The 22,051-nt window shown below is 66.3% G+C and carries 22 protein-coding genes; 7 read left to right on the top strand and 15 right to left on the bottom strand.

Annotation, left to right across the window (positions count from 1 at the left end; genetic code table 11):
• Window positions 1-94: 94 nt before the first annotated feature.
• On the top strand, window positions 95-391 hold the full coding sequence (locus WS96_RS31160; RefSeq protein WP_059837872.1) for a hypothetical protein: 297 nt from the start codon (window positions 95-97) through the stop codon (window positions 389-391).
• 203 nt (window positions 392-594) lie between these two features.
• Here the strand turns inward: WS96_RS31160 and WS96_RS31155 are convergent, their stop codons facing one another.
• From WS96_RS31155 to WS96_RS31145, 3 genes are all read right to left on the bottom strand, one after another.
• Window positions 595-1,836 carry a metal-dependent hydrolase family protein gene (locus WS96_RS31155; RefSeq protein WP_059837714.1) on the bottom strand — a complete coding sequence of 414 codons (1,242 nt, stop codon included), beginning with the start codon at window positions 1,834-1,836 and terminating at the stop codon, window positions 595-597.
• 12 nt (window positions 1,837-1,848) lie between these two features.
• Entirely contained in the window at window positions 1,849-3,165 is a 1,317-nt protein-coding gene (locus tag WS96_RS31150; protein ID WP_059837712.1) for an MFS transporter, read from the bottom strand.
• Window positions 3,166-3,295: 130 nt separating this feature from the next.
• Window positions 3,296-4,207, bottom strand: coding sequence for a LysR substrate-binding domain-containing protein (locus WS96_RS31145; protein WP_059837709.1), 912 nt, complete (start codon window positions 4,205-4,207; stop codon window positions 3,296-3,298).
• A gap of 197 nt (window positions 4,208-4,404) precedes the next feature.
• On the opposite strand from WS96_RS31145, the gene WS96_RS31140 reads away from it, so the two are divergent.
• Entirely contained in the window at window positions 4,405-4,815 is a 411-nt protein-coding gene (locus WS96_RS31140; RefSeq protein WP_059837870.1) for a TIGR02594 family protein, read from the top strand.
• Between the two features lie 322 nt (window positions 4,816-5,137).
• On the opposite strand, the gene WS96_RS31135 is transcribed toward WS96_RS31140, so the two are convergent.
• From WS96_RS31135 to WS96_RS31110, 6 genes are all read right to left on the bottom strand, one after another.
• A complete protein-coding gene (locus tag WS96_RS31135) occupies window positions 5,138-5,509 on the bottom strand; it encodes a DUF1493 family protein (RefSeq protein ID WP_059837707.1) in 372 nt (123 codons plus the stop codon).
• Window positions 5,510-5,705: 196 nt separating this feature from the next.
• Window positions 5,706-7,142 (bottom strand): efflux transporter outer membrane subunit, encoded by a 1,437-nt coding sequence (locus WS96_RS31130; protein ID WP_059837705.1) that lies wholly within the window; start codon window positions 7,140-7,142, stop codon window positions 5,706-5,708.
• A 15-nt stretch (window positions 7,143-7,157) separates the two neighbouring features.
• Window positions 7,158-8,732 carry a DHA2 family efflux MFS transporter permease subunit gene (locus tag WS96_RS31125; protein ID WP_059837703.1) on the bottom strand — a complete coding sequence of 525 codons (1,575 nt, stop codon included), beginning with the start codon at window positions 8,730-8,732 and terminating at the stop codon, window positions 7,158-7,160.
• Between the two features lie 13 nt (window positions 8,733-8,745).
• Window positions 8,746-9,840, bottom strand: coding sequence for an HlyD family secretion protein (locus WS96_RS31120; protein ID WP_034205337.1), 1,095 nt, complete (start codon window positions 9,838-9,840; stop codon window positions 8,746-8,748).
• Between the two features lie 64 nt (window positions 9,841-9,904).
• Window positions 9,905-10,336, bottom strand: coding sequence for a MarR family winged helix-turn-helix transcriptional regulator (locus WS96_RS31115; protein WP_059501342.1), 432 nt, complete (start codon window positions 10,334-10,336; stop codon window positions 9,905-9,907).
• 107 nt (window positions 10,337-10,443) lie between these two features.
• Window positions 10,444-11,364 (bottom strand): LysR family transcriptional regulator, encoded by a 921-nt coding sequence (locus WS96_RS31110; RefSeq protein WP_034205335.1) that lies wholly within the window; start codon window positions 11,362-11,364, stop codon window positions 10,444-10,446.
• A 92-nt stretch (window positions 11,365-11,456) separates the two neighbouring features.
• Here WS96_RS31110 and WS96_RS31105 point away from each other — a divergent pair, with 92 nt between their 5' ends.
• From WS96_RS31105 to WS96_RS31095, 3 genes are all read left to right on the top strand, one after another.
• Entirely contained in the window at window positions 11,457-11,885 is a 429-nt protein-coding gene (locus WS96_RS31105; protein ID WP_059837701.1) for a MarR family winged helix-turn-helix transcriptional regulator, read from the top strand.
• 198 nt (window positions 11,886-12,083) lie between these two features.
• Window positions 12,084-13,331, top strand: a complete 1,248-nt coding sequence (locus WS96_RS31100) for an aconitase X (protein WP_059837699.1) — start codon at window positions 12,084-12,086, stop codon at window positions 13,329-13,331.
• The gene (locus WS96_RS31095; RefSeq protein WP_059825325.1) at window positions 13,324-13,773 is read left to right on the top strand and encodes an aconitase X swivel domain-containing protein; all 450 of its coding nucleotides are present in this window, start codon (window positions 13,324-13,326) and stop codon (window positions 13,771-13,773) included. Before WS96_RS31100 ends, WS96_RS31095 begins: the two co-directional genes overlap by 8 nt.
• A gap of 22 nt (window positions 13,774-13,795) precedes the next feature.
• Here WS96_RS31095 and WS96_RS31090 read toward each other — a convergent pair whose 3' ends face one another.
• Window positions 13,796-14,875, bottom strand: coding sequence for an AraC family transcriptional regulator (locus tag WS96_RS31090; protein WP_059837697.1), 1,080 nt, complete (start codon window positions 14,873-14,875; stop codon window positions 13,796-13,798).
• Between the two features lie 75 nt (window positions 14,876-14,950).
• Here WS96_RS31090 and WS96_RS31085 point away from each other — a divergent pair, with 75 nt between their 5' ends.
• On the top strand, window positions 14,951-16,984 hold the full coding sequence (locus WS96_RS31085) for an NADPH-dependent 2,4-dienoyl-CoA reductase (RefSeq protein ID WP_059837695.1): 2,034 nt from the start codon (window positions 14,951-14,953) through the stop codon (window positions 16,982-16,984).
• Between the two features lie 191 nt (window positions 16,985-17,175).
• On the opposite strand, the gene WS96_RS31080 is transcribed toward WS96_RS31085, so the two are convergent.
• Window positions 17,176-17,580 carry a DUF2471 family protein gene (locus WS96_RS31080; protein WP_034205328.1) on the bottom strand — a complete coding sequence of 135 codons (405 nt, stop codon included), beginning with the start codon at window positions 17,578-17,580 and terminating at the stop codon, window positions 17,176-17,178.
• Between the two features lie 165 nt (window positions 17,581-17,745).
• Window positions 17,746-18,639, bottom strand: a complete 894-nt coding sequence (locus WS96_RS31075) for a LysR family transcriptional regulator (protein ID WP_059837693.1) — start codon at window positions 18,637-18,639, stop codon at window positions 17,746-17,748.
• Window positions 18,640-18,725: 86 nt separating this feature from the next.
• Between WS96_RS31075 and WS96_RS31070 the strand changes: the two genes are divergently transcribed.
• Complete coding sequence (locus WS96_RS31070) at window positions 18,726-19,505, top strand: NAD(P)H-dependent oxidoreductase (protein ID WP_059837691.1); 780 nt, start codon at window positions 18,726-18,728, stop codon at window positions 19,503-19,505.
• A 140-nt stretch (window positions 19,506-19,645) separates the two neighbouring features.
• On the opposite strand, the gene catC is transcribed toward WS96_RS31070, so the two are convergent.
• From catC to WS96_RS31055, 3 genes are read right to left on the bottom strand one after another with little or no spacing between them, the layout of a single operon-like run.
• Complete coding sequence (gene catC, locus WS96_RS31065; protein ID WP_059825339.1) at window positions 19,646-19,936, bottom strand: muconolactone Delta-isomerase; 291 nt, start codon at window positions 19,934-19,936, stop codon at window positions 19,646-19,648.
• 43 nt (window positions 19,937-19,979) lie between these two features.
• The gene (gene catA, locus WS96_RS31060) at window positions 19,980-20,882 is read right to left on the bottom strand and encodes a catechol 1,2-dioxygenase (RefSeq protein ID WP_034205324.1); all 903 of its coding nucleotides are present in this window, start codon (window positions 20,880-20,882) and stop codon (window positions 19,980-19,982) included.
• A 32-nt stretch (window positions 20,883-20,914) separates the two neighbouring features.
• On the bottom strand, window positions 20,915-22,048 hold the full coding sequence (locus tag WS96_RS31055) for a muconate/chloromuconate family cycloisomerase (protein WP_059837689.1): 1,134 nt from the start codon (window positions 22,046-22,048) through the stop codon (window positions 20,915-20,917).
• Window positions 22,049-22,051: the final 3 nt, after the last annotated feature.

Here is a 22,051-nt window from a genome sequence, read left to right as displayed (position 1 = left end):
AAGGGGAAACCCAAGGCATCAAAGAAGCGCGGGCCGCATGGGCGGCAACCCATACGACCCGCTGACCACCACCAACTCGCCACAGGAGTCGGAAATGGCTGACACCAATACTAAGCCACGTCGTAGAAAGAACAAACCCGTCAACATGCAGAAGACGTTTGAGCTGGTCCTTCGCAACTACCCGGACCTTCCCAAGCGAGGCTGGCCGTACCTGCCGTGGATGAAGGCGATCGATATCAATTTCAAGATCTTCGGATTCAAGCCGGGCGACCGCGTGTACCTGCGGGTCTGCGATGCCAACCGTACGATTACGATCACGCCGGACTACGGCCAGTTGGCGCTGCGAGAGCAGCCGTACCACGATCCCGACTGGGTACCGCCGCCGCTATAACGCTTGCAAGGGCTGCTTGATGCGGCTCTAGCGAGTGGAACGCAGGCGTTTCTCGAATGCGATTGACCGCCGGGGCGACACAGCCCCGGCCATTGCCGCGAACGCCGCGATTCACACGTCCAGCGACTTTCAACAACTGTCACGACGCAAGGCCCGGGAGGCCGCGCCGCGCCTGCCGAAATAGCCGAACGAACGGCGTCACATCACCGCGCGCCAGCCCGCCGCTTCACAACCGTTCCCCGCTGCAACACATACTCGATCCGCGCGCCTTCATCGGCCACGACCCCGATATCCTCGAGCGGATTGCCATCGAGCACGACAAGATCAGCGATCGCCCCCGTCGCAACCACCCCAAGCTCCCCCGTCATATTGACGATCTCCGCCGCCACGGTCGTCGCCGACCTGAGCGCTTCCAGATTCCCGAGCACCTCCGCCCGAATCCGAAACTCTCCAGACTGAAACGCATGCATCTCGCCGAGCAGGTCCGACCCGAACCCCATCTTCACGCCGGCCTTTGCATAGATCTCGAGCGACTCGCGTCCTTTCTGCTGCACGGAAGCCACTTTCGCGATGGAGTCCGCCGGCATCCCAAACTCAGCCCCATGTTTAGCCAGCGCGTCATAAGTCACCAGCGTCGGCACCACAAACGCCCCCCGTTCATGCATGAGCATCGCAGCCGCTTCATCCACGAGATTCCCGTGCTCGATCGTCCGCACGCCGCATCGCACGGCCCGCGCAATCGCCCGCCCCGTATACGCATGCGCCATCACATAAGTATTCGCGGCCTCGGCCTCGTCGACGATCGCCCGGATCTCATCCTCCGAATACTGCGTATTCGCAATCGGATCGGTCGGCGAAGCCACGCCACCAGAAGCCATGATCTTGATCTGCGTCGCGCCTTTTTGAATTTCTTCACGCACCGCGAGCCGCACACCTTCAACGCCGTCGACCACCCGCGCAATCGCCCCCGTTCGAAAGCAGCACGAACAAGGCTCCAGCAAATCCCCCCGGGGCCGAAAGTCCCCATGCCCGCCGGTCTGCGACAGCGCCTTCCCCGACGGGAAAATCCGCGGCCCCGGAATCAGCCCCGTCTCGACCGCCTGCATCAGGCTCCAATCCGCGCCCCCGGCATCCCGCACACTGGTGAACCCCCGCGACAACATCGCATCGAGAATCGGCAGCGACCGAATCGCCGCGAGAATATTCGGCTGCGTCGCATTCGCGCCCAGGTTCGCATTCGACGCCAGCACATGCACATGGCAATCGATGAACCCGGGCATCACGGTCTTGCCGCGCACGTCGATCACCTGCGCATTCGGCAAATCCACCGGTCGATCGGTGACTTCGACGATCCGCTCGCCTTCGATCACGACATGATGATGTTCGAGCAACACGCCTCGTTCGAGGTCGAGCACGTTGCCGCCTTGAAGCACGGTAATGGTCATGGGAAAAAATCCTTATCGAGTCGTTGCGGCCGCACGCTTCGCATCCCTCACGAAGCGCGTGCCGACGAAGCTGACGGCTGCCGCGAGCATCACGTAGAACGCGGGCGCCATGTTGCTGCCGGTGCGGGCGATGAGCCACGTGATCAGGAACGGTGCGAACCCGCCGAAGATCGTCACCGCGAAGTTGTACGCAACGGATAGCCCGGTCGACAGCACCTTGGTCGGAAACAGCTCCGCGAACGCCGCGAGGATCGGCCCCGTATAGGCCGCGATCAGCACGCCGAACACGGCCTGGAACACGATCAACGACGTGAACCCGGGCGCGTGGTTGATCCACGAGAACATCGGCCACGCCAGCACGAGTATCGCGAGCGCCGAGCCGGACAGGAATACGCGCCGTCCCCACGCGTCGGCGAGTCGCCCGACGATCGGCGAGCAGCACATGATCATCAGCCCGCCGACCATGCCGGCCGTGAAGCCGGTCGATTGCGGCAGATGCAGCGTGCGCACGGAATAGGTCGGCATGTAGAACAGCAGCACGTAGGTGCAGACGGTCCACAGAATGACCATCGAGAAACTCGCGAACGTCTCGCGCGGATACGTGTGCAGCACTTCCTTCAGCGGCGAGCTTTCCTTCGCCTGCGATTCGACGGCGCTGAACGCGGGCGTCTCGTCGATATGTCTGCGAATGAAGTAACCGACCGGCCCGACGACGATCCCGAGCAGGAACGGCAGCCGCCAGCCCCAGCTATGCAGCGCCTGCGTGTCGAGCGAGGTCGTGACGAACGTGCCGGTCGCCGCACCCAGCAGCACCGCGAAGCCGATGCTCGACTGGATCCAGCTCGAGTAATACGCGCGTTTCTCCGGCGGCGCGTATTCGGTGAGGAACGCGGTGGCGCCGCCCATCTCGCCGCCGGCCGAGAAGCCTTGGAGCAGCCGCGCGACGACGATCAACAGCGGCGCGGCGATGCCGGCCTGTTCGTAGGTGGGCGCGATCCCGATCAGCGCGGTGCCGGCCGCCATCAGCAGGATCGTCAGCGACAGCGCGGCCTTGCGGCCTGCCTTGTCGGCATAGACGCCGAGCACGATGCCGCCCACCGGCCGCATGAAGAAGCCCACGCCGAAGGTCGCGACGGTGAGCAGCACGGACGTCAGTTCGTTGCCGGTCGGGAAGAACAGCTTCGCGATGATCACCGCGAAGAAGCTGTAGACGGTGAAGTCGAACCATTCGAGACCGTTGCCGATCACGGTCGCGACGATGGCGCGGCGGCGCTGTTGCACCGCCGCATCGACGGCAGGCGCGGCGCGCGGAGAAAGCGTTCCTTGCATGGTCTCTTCCTTGGTCAGAAGACGGGACGGTTGCCCCGCACGAATCCCATGCTAAGGAACGCCGGATTTTTTTCTGAAACGAAAGATTCGCATGCAGGCATGCGCTGCACGCATGCGTCGCGCCCGGTATTCAGGACGCGATCTGCTGCTCCGCCTGTTCGAACAGCCAGCGGGTGAACAGGCGGGCGGCCTGGTTCTGCGCGCGGTCGTTCGGCGAGATCACGTAATAGCCGCCGCCGTGGCTCGCGGACGCGTCCGTCACGCGTACGAGCAGGCCGGCGTCGATGCATGCGTCGATCATGTAGCGCCAGCCAAGCGACACGCCTTGACCGAGTATCGTCATCTGCACGATCTGCGGATAGGAGTTGATCGTGATGTCCTGCGGCTGCGCCTTCTGCCGGTCGACGTCGTTCAAGTCGAACCATTCGGACCACGACATCCATTGGCGCTGGCCGTCTTCGAGGCGCAGCAGCGTTTCGTTCGCGAGATCGGCGGCGTCGAGCGTGCGGCCGGCCAGATAGCCGGGCGCGCAGACGGGGAACACTTCTTCGTCGAACAGCCGGCGTGCGGTGTATTCGGCCGGCGCCTGCTGGCGCACGTAGTAGACGCCCACGTCGAATTCCGCGGGCGACATCGAGGCAAGGCCGTCGCGCACGATCAGGCGCAGCTTGATGTTGGGATACGTGGCGCGAAAGTTCGGTAGCCGCGGCGTGAGCCAGAGCAGCGCGACGCCGGACGAGCACGCGATCGTCAGTTCGAGATCGCCGTACGGTTTCATCACGTCGTGCGTGGCCTGTGCGCATTGCGTGAGCAGATGGTGGACTTGCGCCGCGTATTGCTCGCCGGCGATCGTCAGCCGCAGCGAACGATGTTCGCGAACGAACAGCGAGCGGCCGAGGAATTCCTCGAGCTGCTGGATCTGGCGGCTGATCGCGCTTTGGGTCAGGTGCAGTTCGGCGGCGGCTTTCGTGAAACTCGCGTGCCGCACGGCGGCTTCGAACGCGATGAGGCACTGAAGGGGCGGCAGAGGCGTGATGCGCATGGCGGTTGGCGGAGTCGATGGCGCTGCCGACATGATACGGGTGCACTCGACGAAAATCGCAACCTGCAAAGGGCGCTGTGGATTCGCCCCATTCGTGCGAAGATTGCGCGAAACGACACCGACACGTGCCCGAGAACGACGTGACCCTATCGAACCCTGAGAGCAAAGTGAAAGCCGCCGATGCCCACCCGCCCTGGATGCCCGTCGCGCTGGCCGAACTCGGCATCCGCCGCCATCCGCCGGGCAGCATCAACCCGCGCATCGTCGAGTACAACAACCAGACGAACCTGGCCGGCTACGACGACAAGATTTCCTGGTGCTCGTCGTTCGTGAACTGGTGCATGGTGCACGCCGGATTCCGCGGTACAGGCTCGGCGCTCGCACGCTCGTGGCTGGAATGGGGCAAACCGCTGGAGCGCCCGGTCTACGGCTGCATCGCGATCCTGACGCGCGATGATCCGACGAGCTGGAAAGGGCACGTTGGTTTCTACCTGCGCCACGATGCCGAACACGTGCATCTGTTCGGCGGCAATCAATTGGAAGAGGTTCGCGAGCTTGCGTACCCGTTGCATGAAGTGATCGGGTACCGTTGGCCGGCCACCGAATGATCGCGCAGCGACGGCGCGCGCAAAACACCCAACGACACTTTTCCCGCCGCTGCTAATCTGTCAAGCGTGCCGCATTGGCCCACCCGGAGCCTGTCGGCGCGCAAGCCCGCAGTCGCCGATCTCCGTACCCACAAGGAGCCTGCAGCGCAGACTGGCAATCTTCGTCTCTACGCTAATGCGCGATACAGGCTCCTGTTGAAGCCGGGTGCGATGAACGCACAGGCCCAGTGCGATAAATGGGTAGGTGTAGAAATCTCGCGTGGCGTAGTTATATTTCCGCCAATGGAAAAGGCCGGTCAGAACAGCTGACCGGCGCGGCCAATTACGATTCCTCTCTTGCAGCTCCCTCGATCGCATCCGTGTCCCATTTTCCGCGTCGCGTCGCCTCGGCCAGCATGCCAAGCGTCAGCGGGTAGCGCTTTGGCGGTCGGAGCCGCTTCACGAATAGCCCAATGAGTGACGACAGCAGTTCCTGACCTTCGGGGCCGAAGTATCGCCGGTACGGGAACCCCTCGGCGTCGACGTTGAATGTCTCGGCCCACTTGTCGATAAATTCGATCCCGTCGAGGCCGGTGACGCCGAGATCCTCCTCAAGCCGTGATTGCGGCTGAAGGTTCAGCTTGCCGCCGAACAGCGGCCGGCCAAGCTCCTTACGGGCGAAGGCTTCGAAACGTTCCCAGGTGTCGTCTTTCATGGCTCAGAGCACTCGATCTTCGGGTTTCACGAGTCGGTTGTAGGTCGTCACGGTGTTGCGCGCCACGCGTTCATTTTTTCCTGATCCAGCTAGAGCGCTGCTCCCCCGGCATATGCCTTCGCGAAGGCGATACCTTACCGCATCGCGTCGAACAGCCCGACCGGTTCCGCCGCCCGGTCCCAGCTCACGATCGCGCTCAATTCTTCGCCACCGCCTCGACCTCCGTCCCACCCGCCCCCTCATTCCTGCTCCACCCACCCCCAAGCGACCGATACAACGCCACCGCCGCGAGCGCGTGCTCGCGCTTGACCTGATTGAGCGAATCCGAGTCGCGCAGATAAACCTCCTGCGCCGACAGCACATCGAGAAAATCCGTCGCGCCGCCCTTGTAAAGCTGATTCGCCAACCCAAGCGCTTTATCGGAAGCCGCCAATGCGCTACCCAGCCTCCGCGTCGCCTCATCGGAACTGACGAGATTCGCGCGCGCATCCTCGACTTCCCGCAACGCTTGCAGCATCGTCTGCCGTAACCCGAGTTCCGACTCACGCATCCGGCTTTCGCTCTGCGAGATATCGGCGGTAATCCGTCCCGCGTTGAAGATCGGGCTCGTCGCACTCAGCGCCGCGCTGAACAGGTTATCGGTCAACGTCGGCAACCCGAGATACGAAGCCGCCAGAATCCCGTCCGTCAGGTTCAACGAAAACTTCGGATAGCGCTCGGCCTTCGCCACGCCCACTTGTGCCGCCCGCCGCTCGACTTGAGCGTAGGCAGTCAGCACATCGGGCCGCCGCAGCAACGCCTGCGACGGCAACGTCCCCGGCACACCGACCGGCGGCGCTGGAATCTCGCCGGCCTGCGCCAACACGAGCCGATCGACCGATTCCGGCGTCCGCCCCGAATACACGGCGATCAGATTGAGCTGATGCGATATCTGCGCCTGCGTCGGCGGAATCCTGGCTTCGAGCGCATCGAGCTGGTTCTGCGCACGGGTCACGTCGAGTTCCGTCGACAGCCCGAACGCCTGTCGCTTGCGCGTGAGTTCGAGCGCATGCTGCCGGATCTTTGCGTTGTCCTGCAGGATCTTCAATTCCTGCTGCGCCCAGCGCAGATCGACATACGCGGATGCCGCATCGGCCGCGAGCGCGAGCCGCATCGCGTCTTCTGCATGCTTCTGCCCAACCAGCTCGGCCTGTGCGGCCAGCAAATCGAGCCGTTCGCCGCCGAACACGTCGGGCGACCAGCTCAGCGCGAGCCCCGCACCCGCCTGCCGCACATAGCCGAGCGGCGGCGGCGTGTTCTGTCGCGCGTCGGCCGCATGGGCGGTCGCGTCGAGTTCGGGCAGCAGCACCGCGCGCTTCTGCACGGTCAGCGCCTGTGCCTGCTTCACGCGTTCGGCAGCGGCTTGCAGATCGAGATTGCCGTCGAGCACGGTCGCGATCAACCGATCGAGCACGGGGTCGTGGAATTGCGCCCACCAGGCGGCGGCGTCGATGTCCGCGCGCGGCACGTCGGTATCCCATGCGGTCGGCGCAAGCGTCCGAACCGATTCGTTCAACGCCGGATGTTGCGCGGGCTGCACCGCACACCCGGCGGCGAATGCGCTGACGGCCAGCGCGACGAGTAGCTTCTTCATGATGATCCTTTGGCCTCAGTGCGCGTCCGGCGGCGGCGCATTCAACGTAATGGGTTTGGAAAACACGACGGCAAGCAGCGCGACGACGAAGCACAGCGACAGTGCGTAGTACGCGTCCGCATAGGTGAGCGTCAGCGCTTCGCGATAGATCAGCCGATGCAGGTTCGCGAGGCCGGCCTGCGCGGTATTCAACGTATTGCCGGCCACCGATCCCCAGTACGCGGCCTGGCGATCGAGCAGCGATGCGACCTGCGGTTCGCCGGCGCTCACGTGCTCGTTCAGCCGCAGATAATGAAAATTCAGCCGGTCGTTGAGCATCGTCGCGCTCACCGCGATGCCGATCGCGCCGCCGAGGTTACGCATCAGGTTGAACAACCCGCTCGCCGATTTCAGTCGAGACTGCGGCAGCGAGCCGAGCGCCATCGTCACGATCGGCGGTACGCTGAACTGCTGGCCGATGCCGCGCAGCGCCTGCGGCAGCAGCAATTCCCGCCAGCCCCAGTCGTGCGTGATCGGCGTGTACAGGTAGCAGCCGAGGCCGAAGCAGATCAACCCGAACACGAGCAGCGCACGCATGCTGAAATAGCGCGCGGCGAACGCATACGCGCACAGCGCGATCAATTGGAACGCGCCGACCGACAGCAGCGCGATGCCGATCTGCAGCGAGCTGAACGCGCGCACCTGCGCGAGGAACAGCGGCGTCAGGAACACGGTCACGAAGATCCCGATACCGGTCACGAACGACAGCAGGCTGCCGATCCCGAAGTTGCGCACGGCGAGCGCGCGCAGGTCGACGATCGGATCGTCGGCGGTCAGCGCGTGCACGATGAACAGGAAGCCGCAGATGCCGGAGATCCACGCGCAGATGACGATCGCATCGTCGCCGAACCAGTTCTTGCGCGGGCCTTCTTCGAGTACGTATTCGAGGCAGCCGAGGAAGCCGGACATCAGCGCGATGCCGAGATAGTCGCCGCGCTTGATCAGGCTGAGGTCGGGCTCGTCGATATGCACGTAGCGCGGCACGAGCGCGGCCACCGCGATGCCCGGCACGAGGTTCAGGTAGAACAGCCAGTGCCACGACCATTGGTCGGTGATCCAGCCGCCGATCACCGGGCCGATCGCCGGCGCGAGCGATGCGAGCGCGCCGATGGTCGTCGACGCGATCAGTCGCTGCTTGCCGGGAAACAGCACGAACGCGGTGGTGAACACGGTCGGGATCATCGCGGCGCCGAGCGCGCCCTGCATCCCGCGGAACAGGATCATCGAGTTGATGTCCCACGCGAGCCCGCACAGCATGCTGGTGATCGTGAAACCGACGGCCGATGCGACGAACAGCCAGCGCGTCGACATCACCTTCGACAGCCAGCCCGACATCGGGATCACGATGATCTCGGCGATCAGGTACGCGGTCTGCACCCACGACAATTCGTCCTGGCTCGCGGACAGCCCGCCGCCGATGTCGCGCAGCGACGACGCGACGATCTGGATGTCGAGGGTCGCCATGAAGAAGCCGACGCACATCAGCGCGAACGCGAACACGCGCTGTCTGGTCGGTTGCGACGCGGGGTCGCCGGAAAACGCGGTGGTCATCGTCGGCTCCCGCTCAGTGCTTGTGGTCGGTATGCACGGTCACGACCGCGGACAGGCCGGGGCGCAGCACCTGCTCGATGCCGGGCTGCGGATCGAGATGCACGCGCACGGGCACGCGCTGGACGATCTTCGTGAAGTTGCCGGTCGCGTTCTCGGGCGGCAGTACGCTGAAGGTCGCGCCGGTCGCCGGCGCCAGGCTGTCGACGCGGCCATGCAGGCGCGTGCTCGACGCGTCGAGCGCGACGTCGACGCGATCGCCCGCGCGCATCTTGCGCAACTGGTCTTCCTTGAAGTTCGCGTCGACCCACAGGCCGGACGCCGGCACGACCGTCAGCAGCGGCACGCCGACGTTCGCGAGCATCCCGACGCGGCCCGTGCGGTTGCCGACGTAGCCGTCGACCGGCGAGCGGATCGTCGTGTATTCGACGTTGAGTGCCGCGACGCGCTGTGCGGCGAGCGCGGTGTTTACACGGGCCCGCGCATCGGCGAGCTGTGCGCCGAGCACGTCGAGCTGCCGCTTCGAGGCGAGCAGCGCGGCGTCGCTGCGTTCGACGGCCGCGCCGGCCTTCGAGTAATCGGCATCCGCGCGTTCGACGATCTGGTTCGATACGGCGTCCGACTTCACGAGCTCGCGATAGCGCACGCGGTCCGACGCGGCGCGCGTCAGTTCGGCCGACGACGCGTTCTTGTCCGCCGCGTGCTGGCCGATCACCGCGAATTGCAGTTGCTGCTTCGCTTCGAGTTCGGTCACGGCGGCGCGCGCGCTGTCGACTTCGGCGCCGGCCTGCGCGAGCTTCGCGTCGTAGTCGCGCGCATCGAGCTGCACGAGCACGTCGCCAGCCTTCACGCGCTGGTTGTCGGTCACGAGAATCTTGTCGACGAAGCCGTTGACCTTCGGCGCGAGCACCGTCACGTCGCCGCCGACATACGCGTCGTCGGTGCTTTCCTGGAAGCGCAGCACGAACAGCCAGTCGAGCGCGGCGGCCGCGACCACGACGACGACGGCGCCCACCGCGATGCGCATCCACGGCACGCGGCGTTGCTGCTTCGCGGGCCGCTCGGTTGTGGCTGCTTCGCGGGACGAGGCAGCGGCTTGGGTCGTATCCATCGATTCACCTATGTATATGCACTGTTCAAAACGACCGACGGCCCGGCGTCGATCGGGGAAGGGGTCAGCGTTCCGGCAGGTTGTGCGTGATCCGGAACAATTCGTCTCTCAGGCGGGCCGCCTGCGTCGGCCCGAAGCACCGCTCGAACGCTTCCTGTGCGGCGAGCCAGTGCACGTGCGCATCGGCCACCTTCGTTTCGCCGTCCGCGGTCAGCGCGAACGTCTGGCCACGGCAGGGCGGCTCGATGCGCCCCGTCACCAGCGCCGCGCCGACGAGCGGCTTGAGCGCGCGCAGCAGCGCGGTGCGTTCGATCACCAGCACGTTCGACAACGTCGCCATCGTCAGGCCGGGCCGATCGCGCAGCAGCGCGAGGATGCTGTATTGCGACGGCGTGACGCCCGCCCGCGACAGGTAACGCTCGTAGAACTGCGAAATTCGTCGGGCGGCTTGCCGGACTGCGAAGCAATCGTCGTCGGTGAGCGTGGTCTTGTGCATGTGCACATGTTAGGTGGCGGGGCGGCGCGAAGCGAGCGGCGCGGCGGGATCAGATTGGTGTCGTGGCTGTACCAATCGGCGTCGGCAACGCGCGTTCGCGCGCCGGGTCAAGCCGCCGCGGGCACGCTCCAGCCTTCGCGGTCGCAATACGCGGCCGTGTAGTCGATGAACGCCTTCACCTTCGCGGGCAGCAGCGCGCGGTTCGCGTAGGCGAGCTTGATGTCGACGAACGCATCGACGAGATCGGCGCCTTCCAGCAACTGCACGAGCGCGCCCGACGCGAGTTCGGCCTCGACGAGCGTTTTCGGGACGATGCCGATGCCGAAGTCGTGCATCACCATTTCGCGGTTGAACACGGGGCTGTTCGACGAGATGTCGAAACGGAACGGCACGGTGAGCGTGTCGCCGTCGACGCGGAACGACAGCGCGGGGCGGCGCAGCGACGGCGAGATCGGCACGAACGGATGAAGGGCGAGGTCGGCCGGCGTCTCGGGGCGCGCATGCGCGTGCAGATACGCGGGCGTCGCGACGATCACGACCGGAATGCGCTCGATCAGCCGCACGACGGTCGATTCGCTCGTCAGCATGTACGGCACGACGATGCCGATGTCGTAGCCTTCGCCGACCAGATCGACCGGGCGCTCGGTCAGCGTGACGTCGAGGCGCACGTTCGGATGCGCGGTCTTGAAGCCGGCGATCAGCGGCACGAGGCGGTTCAGCGCGGCCGTCGTATGCGCGACGAGGCGCAGCAGCCCCTCGGGCTCGCGCGTGTGCGTCTGCGCTTGCGCTTCCAGCGCGTCGAGCTCGTCGAGTACGGCCGCGCAACGCTCGTAGATCCGCTCGGCCGTTTCGGTCAGCGACACCTGGCGCGTGGTCCGGTGCAGCAGCCGGCTGCCGAAGCGAGCCTCCAGATCCGCGACCGCGCGCGACACGACCGGCCGCGCAAGGCCGTGCATGTCCGCGGCGCGCGTGAAGCTGCGCATCTCCACCACCGACCGGAAGATCCGCAGCTTGTCGATGTAGTCCATGTCCGTCTCCTTGACGCGATGGCCGGCCGCCGGCCGCTGTTACGACGGAGTGTACATTGACTTTATGCATATGCACATATAGATTGCGAAACATGAACGACATCTCGATTGCCCAGACCTGCAACTGCCTCGCGTTGCGCCAGGCGGCGCGCTTCGTCACGCAGTTGTACGAGCGCCATCTGGCCCCCGTTGGCGTCACGCCCGCGCAGTTCTCGATCATGGCGAACCTTACGCATCGGCCCGGCCTGGTGATGAGCGACCTCGCCGATACGCTCGTGATGGATCGCACGACCTTGCTGCGCGCGCTGAAGCCGTTGCAGCGCGACGGCTTCGTTGCGACGGCTGCGTCCGAGCACGATGCGCGTGCCCATGCGCTCCATCTCACGAAGCTCGGCGAGCGCACGTTCGCGCAGGCGAAAGTCGCGTGGCAGGCCGCACAGGACGAATTCGACGCGCAGTTCGGCCGCGATCGCGCGAAGGCGTTGCGCAATGAGCTGTTCAGCCTGACGGCGGAACGCTAGGCGCGGCTGGCGGTTCGGTGTGGCGAGCGACTGGTGCGAAATCCGAGCCATTGGTGCGATCGGAAGCGTCGAGTCGTGAAGATTGGTTTTAATGGTGTCCGGTTTTCGGGTGATCTGGACAGTTTTTATTTCCAGTTGTAGAGTCCTCTGACCGATTTCAGGGCCGGCGCCGCCGGTACGAGTCACGAGGAGCCACCGATGCTGCAGTTGAGTGACCGCGACGACGCGATGTTGCGCGGGGATTTCGGCGACGGCGTCGCCCGCGCGATGCGCATCGTCGCGCGCACGGCGCAGGTGATGTCCGCGCCGCACCTGATCGACATTACGTCCGCGCACATCGACGGCTGTCTGTATCACGGCCGGACGAGCCTCGACTTCGTCGACTATTTCGTCGAGACGGGCGCGAAGGTCGCGGTGCCGACCACGCTGAACGTCGGGTCGCTCGACCTGATCCATCCCGAGCTGTATCACGGCGACCGCACGATCCAGCGCGATGCGCAGCGCCTGATGGATGCGCATGTGCTGCTCGGCTGCGAATCGAGCTTCACGTGCGCGCCGTATCAACTGAAGAATCGTCCCGCGATGGGCGAGCAGATCGCGTGGGCCGAATCGAATGCGATCGTGTTCGCGAACTCGGTGCTCGGCGCGCGCACGAGCCGCTACGGCGATTTTCTCGATCTGGCTGCCGCGATCACCGGGCGTGCGCCGTATGCGGGGCTGCATGTCGACGCGAACCGCGCCGCGGGGATCGTGTTCAATGCACCGGACTTCAGCCGCCTGCCGTCGCGCGACATCTATTTCGCCGCGCTCGGTTTGGCGGTCGGCAAGATCGCGGGCGCGATCGTGCCGGCGATCGTCGGGCTGCCGGCGGACACCACCGAGGACGAGCTCAAGGCGCTTGGCGCGGCCGCCGCGTCGAGCGGGGCCGTCGCGCTGTTCCATGCGGTCGGCGTGACGCCCGAGGCGCCGACGCTCGATGCCGCGTTGCACGGGCAGGCGGCGCAACGCACGGTCGACATCACGATGGCCGATCTCGACGAGATTCGCCGCACGCTGAATCACGGCGCGGCCGGCGACGCGCTCGTCGCGGTCGCGCTCGGTACGCCGCATTTTTCGCTGGCCGAATTCCGCACGCTCGACACGTTGCTCGACGCGTTCGACGGCCAGCCGGCCTGCGATTTCTACGTGAACACGAGCCGCTTCATTTTGTGGGAGCTGGAGCAAGCCGGTCTCGCGGAGAAATTCGCCGCGCGCGGCGTCCAGATCGTCGTCGATACCTGCACGTACATCACGCCGGTGATGAAGCAGTTGTCGGGGCTGGTGATGACCAACTCGGGGAAATGGGCGTCGTATGCGCCCGCGAACATCGGCGTGACGGTCGCGTACGGCAGCATGCGCGAATGCGTGCGGTCCGCATACGAAGGCAAGGTGCGATTCGATGACTGAAGCGACGGGACAATGCTTGACGGGCGACACGCTCGTGCCGGGCAGCGCGTGCGCGCGCCCGTTCGTCCTCGACAAGCCGCTGAGCTTCTGGGGCGGCTACGACTCGGGCGCGGGCCGGATCGTCGATCGCGGGCATCCGCAGGCCGGCGCGAGCCTGGCCGGCAAGGTGATGGTGATGCCGCACGCGAAGGGTTCGAGCTCGAGCAGCAGCGTGCTCGCGGAAGCGGTGCGCAACGGCACGGGGCCGGTCGCGATCGTGTTGAAGGAGCGCGACCTGATCATCTCGATCGGCGCGATCGTGGCCGCCGAGCTGTATGCGATCGCGGTGCCGGTGGTGTGCGTGAGCGACGATGTGTACGACGCGATCGCCGCGGCTACGGGCGACGTGCGGATCGAAGCGGGAGAGGGGGACGGCGGCGCGCGGATTCATATCGGCGGCTGACCCGCTGCGCGCGTGTTTCGCATCAGTCGCGTGCCGTCGCCGCCGCCTCCCGATACGCGCTCGGCGTCTGTCCGGCCCAGCGCCGGAACGCGCGCGTGAAATTCGCCGGGTCGGTGAATTGCAGCCGTTCGGCGATCGTTTTCAGATCGAGATCCGACGCGGCGAGCAACTGCTTGGCGTCGCGAAACCGTGCTTCGTCGAGCAATCGCCGATAGCTCGATCCGGCTTCCTCGAGGCGGCGCCGCAGCGTGCGCGTCGACACGAGCAGCGCATCGGCGAGCGTGTCCGGCCCCGGATAATCGCCGGCCGCGCGCGCCAGTTCCGCCCGCACGCGCTCGACCAGATCGCCTTCCTCCTGCCGCACCTGCGCATATTCGCGCTCGACCTGCACGAGCGCCTGCCGGTGCGCGACTTCGTCGGCGAGCGGCAGCGGCCAGTCGAGCGCGTCGCGTGCGATCCACAACGCATTGGCCGCGCAGCCGAATGCCACCGGCGGCAACGTATCGCGATAGCGCGCGAAATACGCAGGCTCCGGCCACGTGAATTGCAGCGTGATTGGCGGTGACACGCGGCCGGACCACTGCGAGATGTTCTGCGCGAGCCCCGTGAGCACGAATTCGAACATCACGTGGTGCTGCAGCACGGGGTTCGCCTGCACGCCATGCAGTTCGAGCGTCGCGCCGCGTGCGTCCTCCGCATAGGTCAGCCGGTATTGGCGATTGCGCATCCGGAAGTAGCGCTGCGTGACCGACAGCGCTTCGCGGATGTCCCGCGCGGTCAGCGTCGCGTAGCCGAGAAAGCCGTGCACGGTCGGCTTCAGCAGCAGCCCGAATGCGAGCCCGATACCCGGATCGCCGCCGATTTCGATCGCGTTGAGCACGAGCCGCCCCCATTGCGACGGCGCGACGCGGGCGTCCGGCTCGGCCAGCACGGCGTCGCGCAGGCCCGTGCCGGCACGCACGGCGGCCAGGTCGACGCCGCGTGCGGCCAGCGCCTGCAGCAGCAGGCGCGTATAGGCGACCGGAATGGTCGGCCGGCGCAGCCCGAGGCGATCCTTGCGAGACGGGGAAGTCATGTCGATTTGGCCGGAAATGACAAGCATTATGGCTGTTTGGCCCCTCACGTTCAAGGCGGCGCGCGCCTACGATGACAGGCATCGCTTATTGGCCGGATCATCATGACGACTCCCTTTCCCCACCTGCTCGCACCGCTCGATCTCGGCTTCACGACGCTGAAGAATCGCGTACTGATGGGCTCGATGCATACGGGCCTCGAAGACAGCCGCAAGACGCTGCCGCGCCTCGCCGAATATTTCGCCGAGCGTGCGCGCGGCGGAGTCGGCCTGATCGTGACGGGCGGCTTCGCACCGAACGTGGCCGGCTGGACCAAGCCGTTCGGCGGCATGCTGACGACGTCGGCCGCCGCGCGCCGGCATCGCGAGGTCACCGGCGCGGTGCATGCGGAGGACGGCAAGATCGCGCTGCAGATCCTGCATACGGGTCGCTACGGTTATCACCCGTTCGCGGTCGCGCCGTCGAAGATCAAATCGCCGATCTCGCCGTTCGCGCCGCACGAACTGAGCGCGCGCGGCGTCGAGCGGCAGATCCGCGCGTTCGTGCGCTGCGCGACGCTGGCACGCGAAGCCGGGTACGACGGCGTCGAGATCATGGGCTCCGAGGGTTACCTGATCAACCAGTTCATCTCGATGCACACGAACAAGCGCACCGACCAGTGGGGCGGCTCGTACGAGAACCGCATGCGCTTGCCGATCGAGATCGTCGAGCGCACGCGCGAAGCGGTCGGCCGCGACTTCATCCTGATCTACCGGCTGTCGATGCTCGACCTGATTCCGGACGGCAGCGACTGGAGCGAAACCGTGCAGCTCGCGAAGGCGGTCGAGCGCGCGGGCGCGACCCTCATCAACACGGGGATCGGCTGGCACGAGGCGCGCGTGCCGACGATCGCGACGTCGGTGCCGCGCGGCGCGTTCGCGTGGGTGACGAAGAAGATGAAGGGCGAGGTCGGCATTCCGCTCGTGACGACCAACCGGATCAACCGGCCCGAAGTGGCCGAGCAGATTCTCGCGGACGGCTGCGCGGACATGGTGTCGATGGCGCGCCCGCTGCTCGCGGATGCCGAGTTCGTCGTCAAGGCCGCGCAGGGCCGTGCCGACGAGATCAATACCTGCATCGGCTGCAATCAGGCATGCCTCGATCACGCGTTCAAGAACCAGATCGCATCGTGCCTGCTGAACCCGCGCGCGTGCCACGAGACCGAGCTGAAATACACGCCCGCGCCGCAGCCGAAGCGGATCGCGGTGGTCGGCGCGGGGCCGGCCGGGCTCGCCTGCTCGACGGTGCTCGCGCAGCGCGGCCATCGGGTCGACCTGTTCGACGGCGCGGCCGAGATCGGCGGCCAGTTCAACATGGCGAAGCGGATTCCGGGCAAGGAGGAGTTTCATGAAGCGCTGCGCTACTTCGGCCGGCAGGTCGAACTCACCGGCGTGAAGCTGCACCTGAACCGCCGCGTCGACGCGAGCGATCTGATCGCGGGCGGTTACGACGAGATCGTGCTGGCGACCGGCGTCGCGCCGCGCGACCCGAAGATTCCGGGGCAGGACGGGCCGAACGTGCTCAGCTATATCGACGTGCTCGCGGGCAGGCAGCCGGTGGGCCGGCGGGTCGCGGTGGTGGGCGCGGGCGGGATCGGCTTCGATGTCGCCGAATATCTGGTGCAGGACGGCGAGTCGCCGACGCTCGATCTCGACGAATGGAAAGCGGAGTGGGGCGTGACCGACCCGGCCGCGACGCGCGGCGGCGTGACGCGTGCACAGGTGTCGGCGCCGGCGCGTGAAGTGACGCTGCTGCAGCGCAAGGCCGCCCCGCTCGGCAAGGGGCTCGGCAAGACGACCGGCTGGATTCACCGCGCGACGCTGAAGATGAAGCAGGTGAAGATGATCGGCGGCGTGAACTACGAGCGGATCGATGCGCGCGGGCTGCATGTGTCGTACGGCGAGCAGCGCACCGATCACGAACTGATCGAAGCCGACACGATCGTGCTCTGCACGGGGCAGGAGCCGCAACGTGCATTGCTCGCGCCGTTGCAGGCGGCCGGCCGCTCGGTACACCTGATCGGCGGCGCGGAACTAGCGGCCGAACTCGACGCGAAGCGCGCAATCGATCAGGGTGCGCGGCTGGCGGCGCGGCTGTAACGGGTTGCCACTGCGACGGCCGTTCCGGCGTACGTCGCGTGGCGGCGATCAGCCTGCGCGACGGTTCGCGGCTTGCCGCCCGATGCGGCGACTCGCAAGTGCAGGACTGCAGTGGGCCGCAGCGCCGACCGCGCCACCATGCAATGTGGCGGCACGCCCCGCGGACCGTGACCGCGATCGACTGGTGCGGCTCAGGCCGCTTCGGCCCGCTCTTCCTCCTCCGCTTCGAGCATCGCCTTGACGATCAGATAGACGGCCGGCAGATCGTCGTCGTCGCGGCGCCAGTCGACCGGCTCCTCGACGTCCGCGGCGACCAGCCGGCTGTCGCGCAGCCGGATGAACGCGTCGACGACGGCCGGATCGTTGCGGTTCAGGAAGCCGGGATTCGAGAACGCCAGCTCTTCGACGTTCAGCAGCGCCTGCCAGCTCATCGTGCGCACGGCCGCCGGGTGGGTGCGGCGGCGCAGGCCGAGCGCCCGCTGCGCGGGGCCGCCGACGACACGCTGCAGATCGACGACCGCCCGCTGCGCGGCGCGCTCGAAGTGGACGGGATTGAAGCCGGGTTGTTCGGGATCGAATGCGGAAGCCTGGAACATGGTCGCCTCACAAAAGTCCGTTCGTCTGTGGATGACGGAATTCGGGTCAAATGGTGCAAAAGCACTGTAAATATATACAGTGTTCGATGCGGTTTCAAGCCCCGAGTGGAGGATTCCGTGCGTCGGCGATCGACGCGGGCGAATCGCGTCGATCGGACGAACGATCTACACCGCCGCCGCGATCGTTTCCCGCAGCCATCGATGCGCCGGATCGCGATGCATGCGCTCGTGCCACAGCATCGACATCTCATAGCCGGGCACCTCGACCGGTGCGTCCACCACGCGCAGCGCGGGCACGTCGCGCACCAGCCGCTCGGGCAGCATCGCGACGAGGTCGGTGCTCGCGACGGCCGACATCACGAACAGGAAGTGCGGCACCGACAGCACGACGCGCCGCGCGGCGCCGACCTTCACGAGCGCTTCGTCGGTCACGCCGAAAAAGCCGCCGCCGTCGGGCGACACGATCACGTGCTCGAGCGTGCCGAACTGCGCGAGCGTGGGGCGCCGCTTCAGCTTCGGGTGGCCGGCACGGCCGATCAGCACGTAGCGTTCGACGAACAGCGGCAGGCGCCGCATGCCGGGCGGCGACCCTTCGGTCGTATGGAACGCGAGGTCGACGCCGTTTCGTTCGGTGTCCTGCTCGATGCGCGGCGGCACGAGCTCGATGACGGCCAGCCGCGTGCCGGGCGCGGTCGAACGCAGCGTGTGCAGCGCGGGCAGCACGATCGTCGATTCGCCGTAGTCGGTCGCGGCCACCCGCCACGTGTTCGTCGCGGTCGCGGGATCGAACGGCGCGGCCGGGAGCACCGTGCGCTCGAGCCCTTCGAGCGCGTCGCGCAACGGCTCGCGCAGCGCTTGCGCACGTGCAGTCGGCCGCATCCCGCGCGGCCCCGGCAGCAGCAGCGGATCGCCGAACAGGTCGCGCAGTTTCTGCAACTGCACGCTGACCGACGGCTGCGACATGTTCAGCCGCTCGGCCGCGCGCGTGACGTTGTGCTCGGCGAGCAGCACGTCCAGCGTGACGAGCAGGTTCAGGTCGAGCCTTCTGAGATTATTCATGGCTATAGCTGGAATATCGGGAATTCATTTCAAATATACCGTCGAAGGCGGCATCCTGCAGTCATTCAATCCACGGAGTGACTAACATGAATGTGCTGATCGTGTATGCCCATCCCGAGCCGCGTTCGCTGAACGGCGCGCTGCGCGACTTCACCGTCGGCCATCTCGAAGCGGCCGGCCACACGGTGCAGGTGAGCGACCTGTATGCGATGAACTGGAAGGCGGTACTCGATGCGAATGACGTGACCGATCGCACGCATGACGCGCGGTTCGATCCGTCGCTCGATTCGAAGCGCGCGTTCGAGGCGGGCACGCAAAGAGAAGACATCGCGCGCGAGCAGGACAAGCTGAAGTGGGCCGACGCGGTGATCCTGCAGTTTCCGCTGTGGTGGTTCTCGATGCCGGCGATCATGAAGGGCTGGTTCGAGCGCGTGTACGCGTACGGTTTCGCGTACGGCGTCGGCGAGCATTCCGATACGCACTGGGGCGATCGCTACGGCGAAGGTTCGCTGGCAGGCAAGCGGGCGATGATCGTCGTCACGACGGGCGGATGGGAGCCGCACTACAGCCCGCGCGGCATCAACGGGCCGATCGACGACTTGCTGTTCCCGATCCAGCACGGCGTGCTGTATTACCCGGGGTTCGACGTGCTGCCGCCGTTCGTGATCTATCGGACGGGCAAGATGAACGCCGCGCGCTTCGACACAACGTGTACGGCGCTCGGCCAGCGTCTCGACGATCTGTGGACCACGCCGCCGATTCCGTTTCGCCGGCAGAACGCGGGCGACTACGAGATTCCGGCGCTGACGTTGAAAGAGGAGATCGCGCCGGGGACGGTGGGGTTCGCCGCGCATCTGGCCGCGTGAGAGGGGCTGCGCACGTCGACGCGCGGTGATACGGGTAACCGTCGCCGAATGCAAAACGACCCGGGCGGCCTGCGCGACATCGCCGGCCGCCCGGGTCGTGCCTCTCGCGGCCGTCGGTCACGGCCGCGATGCATCGTTGCTTACCGATCGTCTTCCCGCACCGACGAAGGATGCCGGCACAGCGCCCGCACCTCCATCTCCATATACGGAAACAGCGGCAACTGACTCAGCACGTCGTGCAGTTGCTGCACGCTGTCGACGTCGAAAATACTGACGTTCGCATACTGCCCGGCGATCCGCCACAGATGTCGCCACACGCCCTCGTTCATCAACCGCTGGCACATCGCCTTTTCTTCCGCCTTCAGCGTGGCCGCCTTGACCGGATCCATGTCCGCCGGCAGGCGAACGGTCATTTCCACATGAAACAGCATCCTGCACTCCTTGCGTTGTCGATTCGTCGAACGGGACGGGCGCTCATGCCTGCGCGCGGGGCCGCTCGACTTCGCTCCCCGGCACGTCCTGCTTGTCCTTGAGCAGCGAGAAATCGAAGTCGATCAGCGCGAACTGCCCGTCGACGCCGTACGGCTTGCCTTCCGCACCCTCCGCCTGCCTGACCGGCGGGATCAGCCCGTCGCGCGTCGCGAACGCGAAGTCGTCCCACAGATGCGGATCGCCATCGATGTTGATCTGCGTCGTCAGCTTACGATACCCGTCCGCGGAAACGAAGAAGTGAATGTGCGCCGGACGATGGCCGTGGCGGCCGAGCTGGTCGAGCAGTTGCTCGGTCTTGCTGCCCGGCGGCACGCTGTAGCCGACCGGCAGCACGCTGCGGAAGCTGTAACGGCCTTCGGCATCGGTGCGGATCGAGCGGCGCAGATTGAACGCGGGCTGCGACGGGTCGAAATACGAGTAATTGCCCAGGTGGTTCGCATGCCACACCTCGACCAGCGCGTTCGCGAGCGGCGCGCCGTCCTGGCCGAGCACCCGGCCGCGCATGATCAGCGTCTGGCCCGGATCGGTGCCGTCGTCGAGCCGTGCGTGGCCGACCGATTCCGGCGCGCCGGCGACATACAGCGGCCCTTCGATCGTGCGCGGCGTGCCGCCGTGGATGCCGGCCTTTTCCTCGGCTTCGTCCATCCGCACGTCGAGGAAGCGTTCGAGGCCGAGGCCCGCGGCGATCAGCCCGAATTCGCGGCCGGCTTCGTTCAGGAAGTTCAGGGCCGTCCAGAATTCGCTCGGCTGCACGTCGAAGTCCTCGATCGTGTAGCAGATGTCCTTCACGATCCGGTTGACGATCGCGCGCACGCGCGGGTTGCCGGGCTTCTCGGCGGCGTCGTCGAAGGTCTTCAGCAGTGCGTCGATGGCTTGCTTGTTCATCTGTGTCTCCGGTTTCGGTTGTCGTGTGGGGATCAGCGGGCGTCGCGCCGCATCCGTTCGATGCGGGCCCAGTCGAAGGCGAGGCCGAGGCCGGGCGCCGCCGGCAGGTGCAGCTTGAAGTCCTGGTAGCGCAGCGGCTCGACGAGAATCTCCTCGGTGAGCAGCAGCGGGCCGAACAGTTCGGTGCCCCATTTCAGCGAGTCGAACGTGCTGAACAGTTGCGCGGACGCCATCGTGCCGGCCGCGCCTTCGAGCATCGTGCCGCCGTACAGTTCGATGCCGGCCGCCGCGGCGATCGACGCGACGCTCGCCGCGCCCTGCAGGCCGCCCGATTGCGCGATCTTCACCGCGAACACGTCGGCCGCGCGGTCCTGCGCGAGCGCGAACGCGTCGACGGGGCCGTGCAGCGCCTCGTCGGCCATGATCGGCACCTGCGCGAGCTGCGTGAGGCGTTTCAGCCCCGCGCGGTTGGTCGCGGCGATCGGCTGCTCGACGAGGCTCACGCCGGCGTCGGCGAGCCGCGCGCCGGCCCAGATCGCATCGGTTTCGCTCCAGGCCTGGTTCACGTCGACCCGCACGTCGCCGCGCTCGCCGAGCGCGCGCTTGATCGCGACCACGTGCGCCACGTCGTCGGCGACCGCGTTCGCGCCGATCTTCAGCTTGAACGCGCGATGGCGGCGGGCGTCGAGCATCGCTTCGGCTTCCGCGATGTCGCGCTGCGTGTCGCCGCTCGCGAGCGTCCACGCGACATCGACCGCATCGGTCCGGCGCCCGCCGAACAGCTCGGACAGCGGCACGCCCAGACGCCGCGCCTGCGCATCGAACAGCGCGGTCTCGATCGCGCACTTCGCGAAGCGGTTGCCCTGGAACAGCTTGCGCACTCGCGCCATCGCGGCGCCGGGGCGCGTCGCGTCCATGCCTTGCAGCAGCGGCGCGAAATAGGTGTCGAGGTTGACCTTGATGCTTTCGGGGCTTTCCTCGCCATAGGCGAGGCCGCCGATGGTCGTCGCCTCGCCGACGCCTTCGATACCGTCCGTGCATCGAATTCGGACCAGGACGAGCGTCTGGCAATTCATCGTGGCGACCGACAATTTGTGGGGCCGGATCGTCGGCACATCGACCAGCAACGTGTCGATGCGCTCGATGGTGGCGGCGGTTGCTATCATGCG

This window comes from Burkholderia sp. MSMB1835 (genome assembly GCF_001526365.1).
Classification (GTDB): Bacteria; Pseudomonadota; Gammaproteobacteria; order Burkholderiales; family Burkholderiaceae; genus Burkholderia.
This window is presented reverse-complemented; position numbering and strand designations above follow the sequence as displayed.

Excerpts from the sequence above, each read along its gene's own strand:
- WS96_RS31130 (WP_059837705.1), bottom strand. The coding sequence starts at position 7,142 with ATGAAGAAGCTACTCGTCGCGCTGGCCGTCAGCGCATTCGCCGCCGGG.
- WS96_RS31080 (WP_034205328.1), bottom strand. The coding sequence starts at position 17,580 with ATGTTCCAGGCTTCCGCATTCGATCCCGAACAACCCGGCTTCAATCCC.
- WS96_RS31115 (WP_059501342.1), bottom strand. The coding sequence starts at position 10,336 with ATGCACAAGACCACGCTCACCGACGACGATTGCTTCGCAGTCCGGCAA.
- WS96_RS31105 (WP_059837701.1), top strand. The coding sequence starts at position 11,457 with ATGAACGACATCTCGATTGCCCAGACCTGCAACTGCCTCGCGTTGCGC.
- catC (WP_059825339.1), bottom strand. The coding sequence starts at position 19,936 with ATGCTGTTTCATGTGGAAATGACCGTTCGCCTGCCGGCGGACATGGAT.
- WS96_RS31120 (WP_034205337.1), bottom strand. The coding sequence starts at position 9,840 with ATGGATACGACCCAAGCCGCTGCCTCGTCCCGCGAAGCAGCCACAACC.
- WS96_RS31055 (WP_059837689.1), bottom strand. The coding sequence starts at position 22,048 with ATGATAGCAACCGCCGCCACCATCGAGCGCATCGACACGTTGCTGGTC.
- WS96_RS31125 (WP_059837703.1), bottom strand. The coding sequence starts at position 8,732 with ATGACCACCGCGTTTTCCGGCGACCCCGCGTCGCAACCGACCAGACAG.
- WS96_RS31155 (WP_059837714.1), bottom strand. The coding sequence starts at position 1,836 with ATGACCATTACCGTGCTTCAAGGCGGCAACGTGCTCGACCTCGAACGA.
- WS96_RS31150 (WP_059837712.1), bottom strand. The coding sequence starts at position 3,165 with ATGCAAGGAACGCTTTCTCCGCGCGCCGCGCCTGCCGTCGATGCGGCG.
- WS96_RS31140 (WP_059837870.1), top strand. The coding sequence starts at position 4,405 with ATGCCCGTCGCGCTGGCCGAACTCGGCATCCGCCGCCATCCGCCGGGC.
- WS96_RS31160 (WP_059837872.1), top strand. The coding sequence starts at position 95 with ATGGCTGACACCAATACTAAGCCACGTCGTAGAAAGAACAAACCCGTC.
- WS96_RS31110 (WP_034205335.1), bottom strand. The coding sequence starts at position 11,364 with ATGGACTACATCGACAAGCTGCGGATCTTCCGGTCGGTGGTGGAGATG.
- WS96_RS31090 (WP_059837697.1), bottom strand. The coding sequence starts at position 14,875 with ATGCTTGTCATTTCCGGCCAAATCGACATGACTTCCCCGTCTCGCAAG.
- WS96_RS31095 (WP_059825325.1), top strand. The coding sequence starts at position 13,324 with ATGACTGAAGCGACGGGACAATGCTTGACGGGCGACACGCTCGTGCCG.
- WS96_RS31135 (WP_059837707.1), bottom strand. The coding sequence starts at position 5,509 with ATGAAAGACGACACCTGGGAACGTTTCGAAGCCTTCGCCCGTAAGGAG.
- WS96_RS31070 (WP_059837691.1), top strand. The coding sequence starts at position 18,726 with ATGAATGTGCTGATCGTGTATGCCCATCCCGAGCCGCGTTCGCTGAAC.
- WS96_RS31100 (WP_059837699.1), top strand. The coding sequence starts at position 12,084 with ATGCTGCAGTTGAGTGACCGCGACGACGCGATGTTGCGCGGGGATTTC.
- WS96_RS31085 (WP_059837695.1), top strand. The coding sequence starts at position 14,951 with ATGACGACTCCCTTTCCCCACCTGCTCGCACCGCTCGATCTCGGCTTC.
- WS96_RS31145 (WP_059837709.1), bottom strand. The coding sequence starts at position 4,207 with ATGCGCATCACGCCTCTGCCGCCCCTTCAGTGCCTCATCGCGTTCGAA.
- catA (WP_034205324.1), bottom strand. The coding sequence starts at position 20,882 with ATGAACAAGCAAGCCATCGACGCACTGCTGAAGACCTTCGACGACGCC.
- WS96_RS31075 (WP_059837693.1), bottom strand. The coding sequence starts at position 18,639 with ATGAATAATCTCAGAAGGCTCGACCTGAACCTGCTCGTCACGCTGGAC.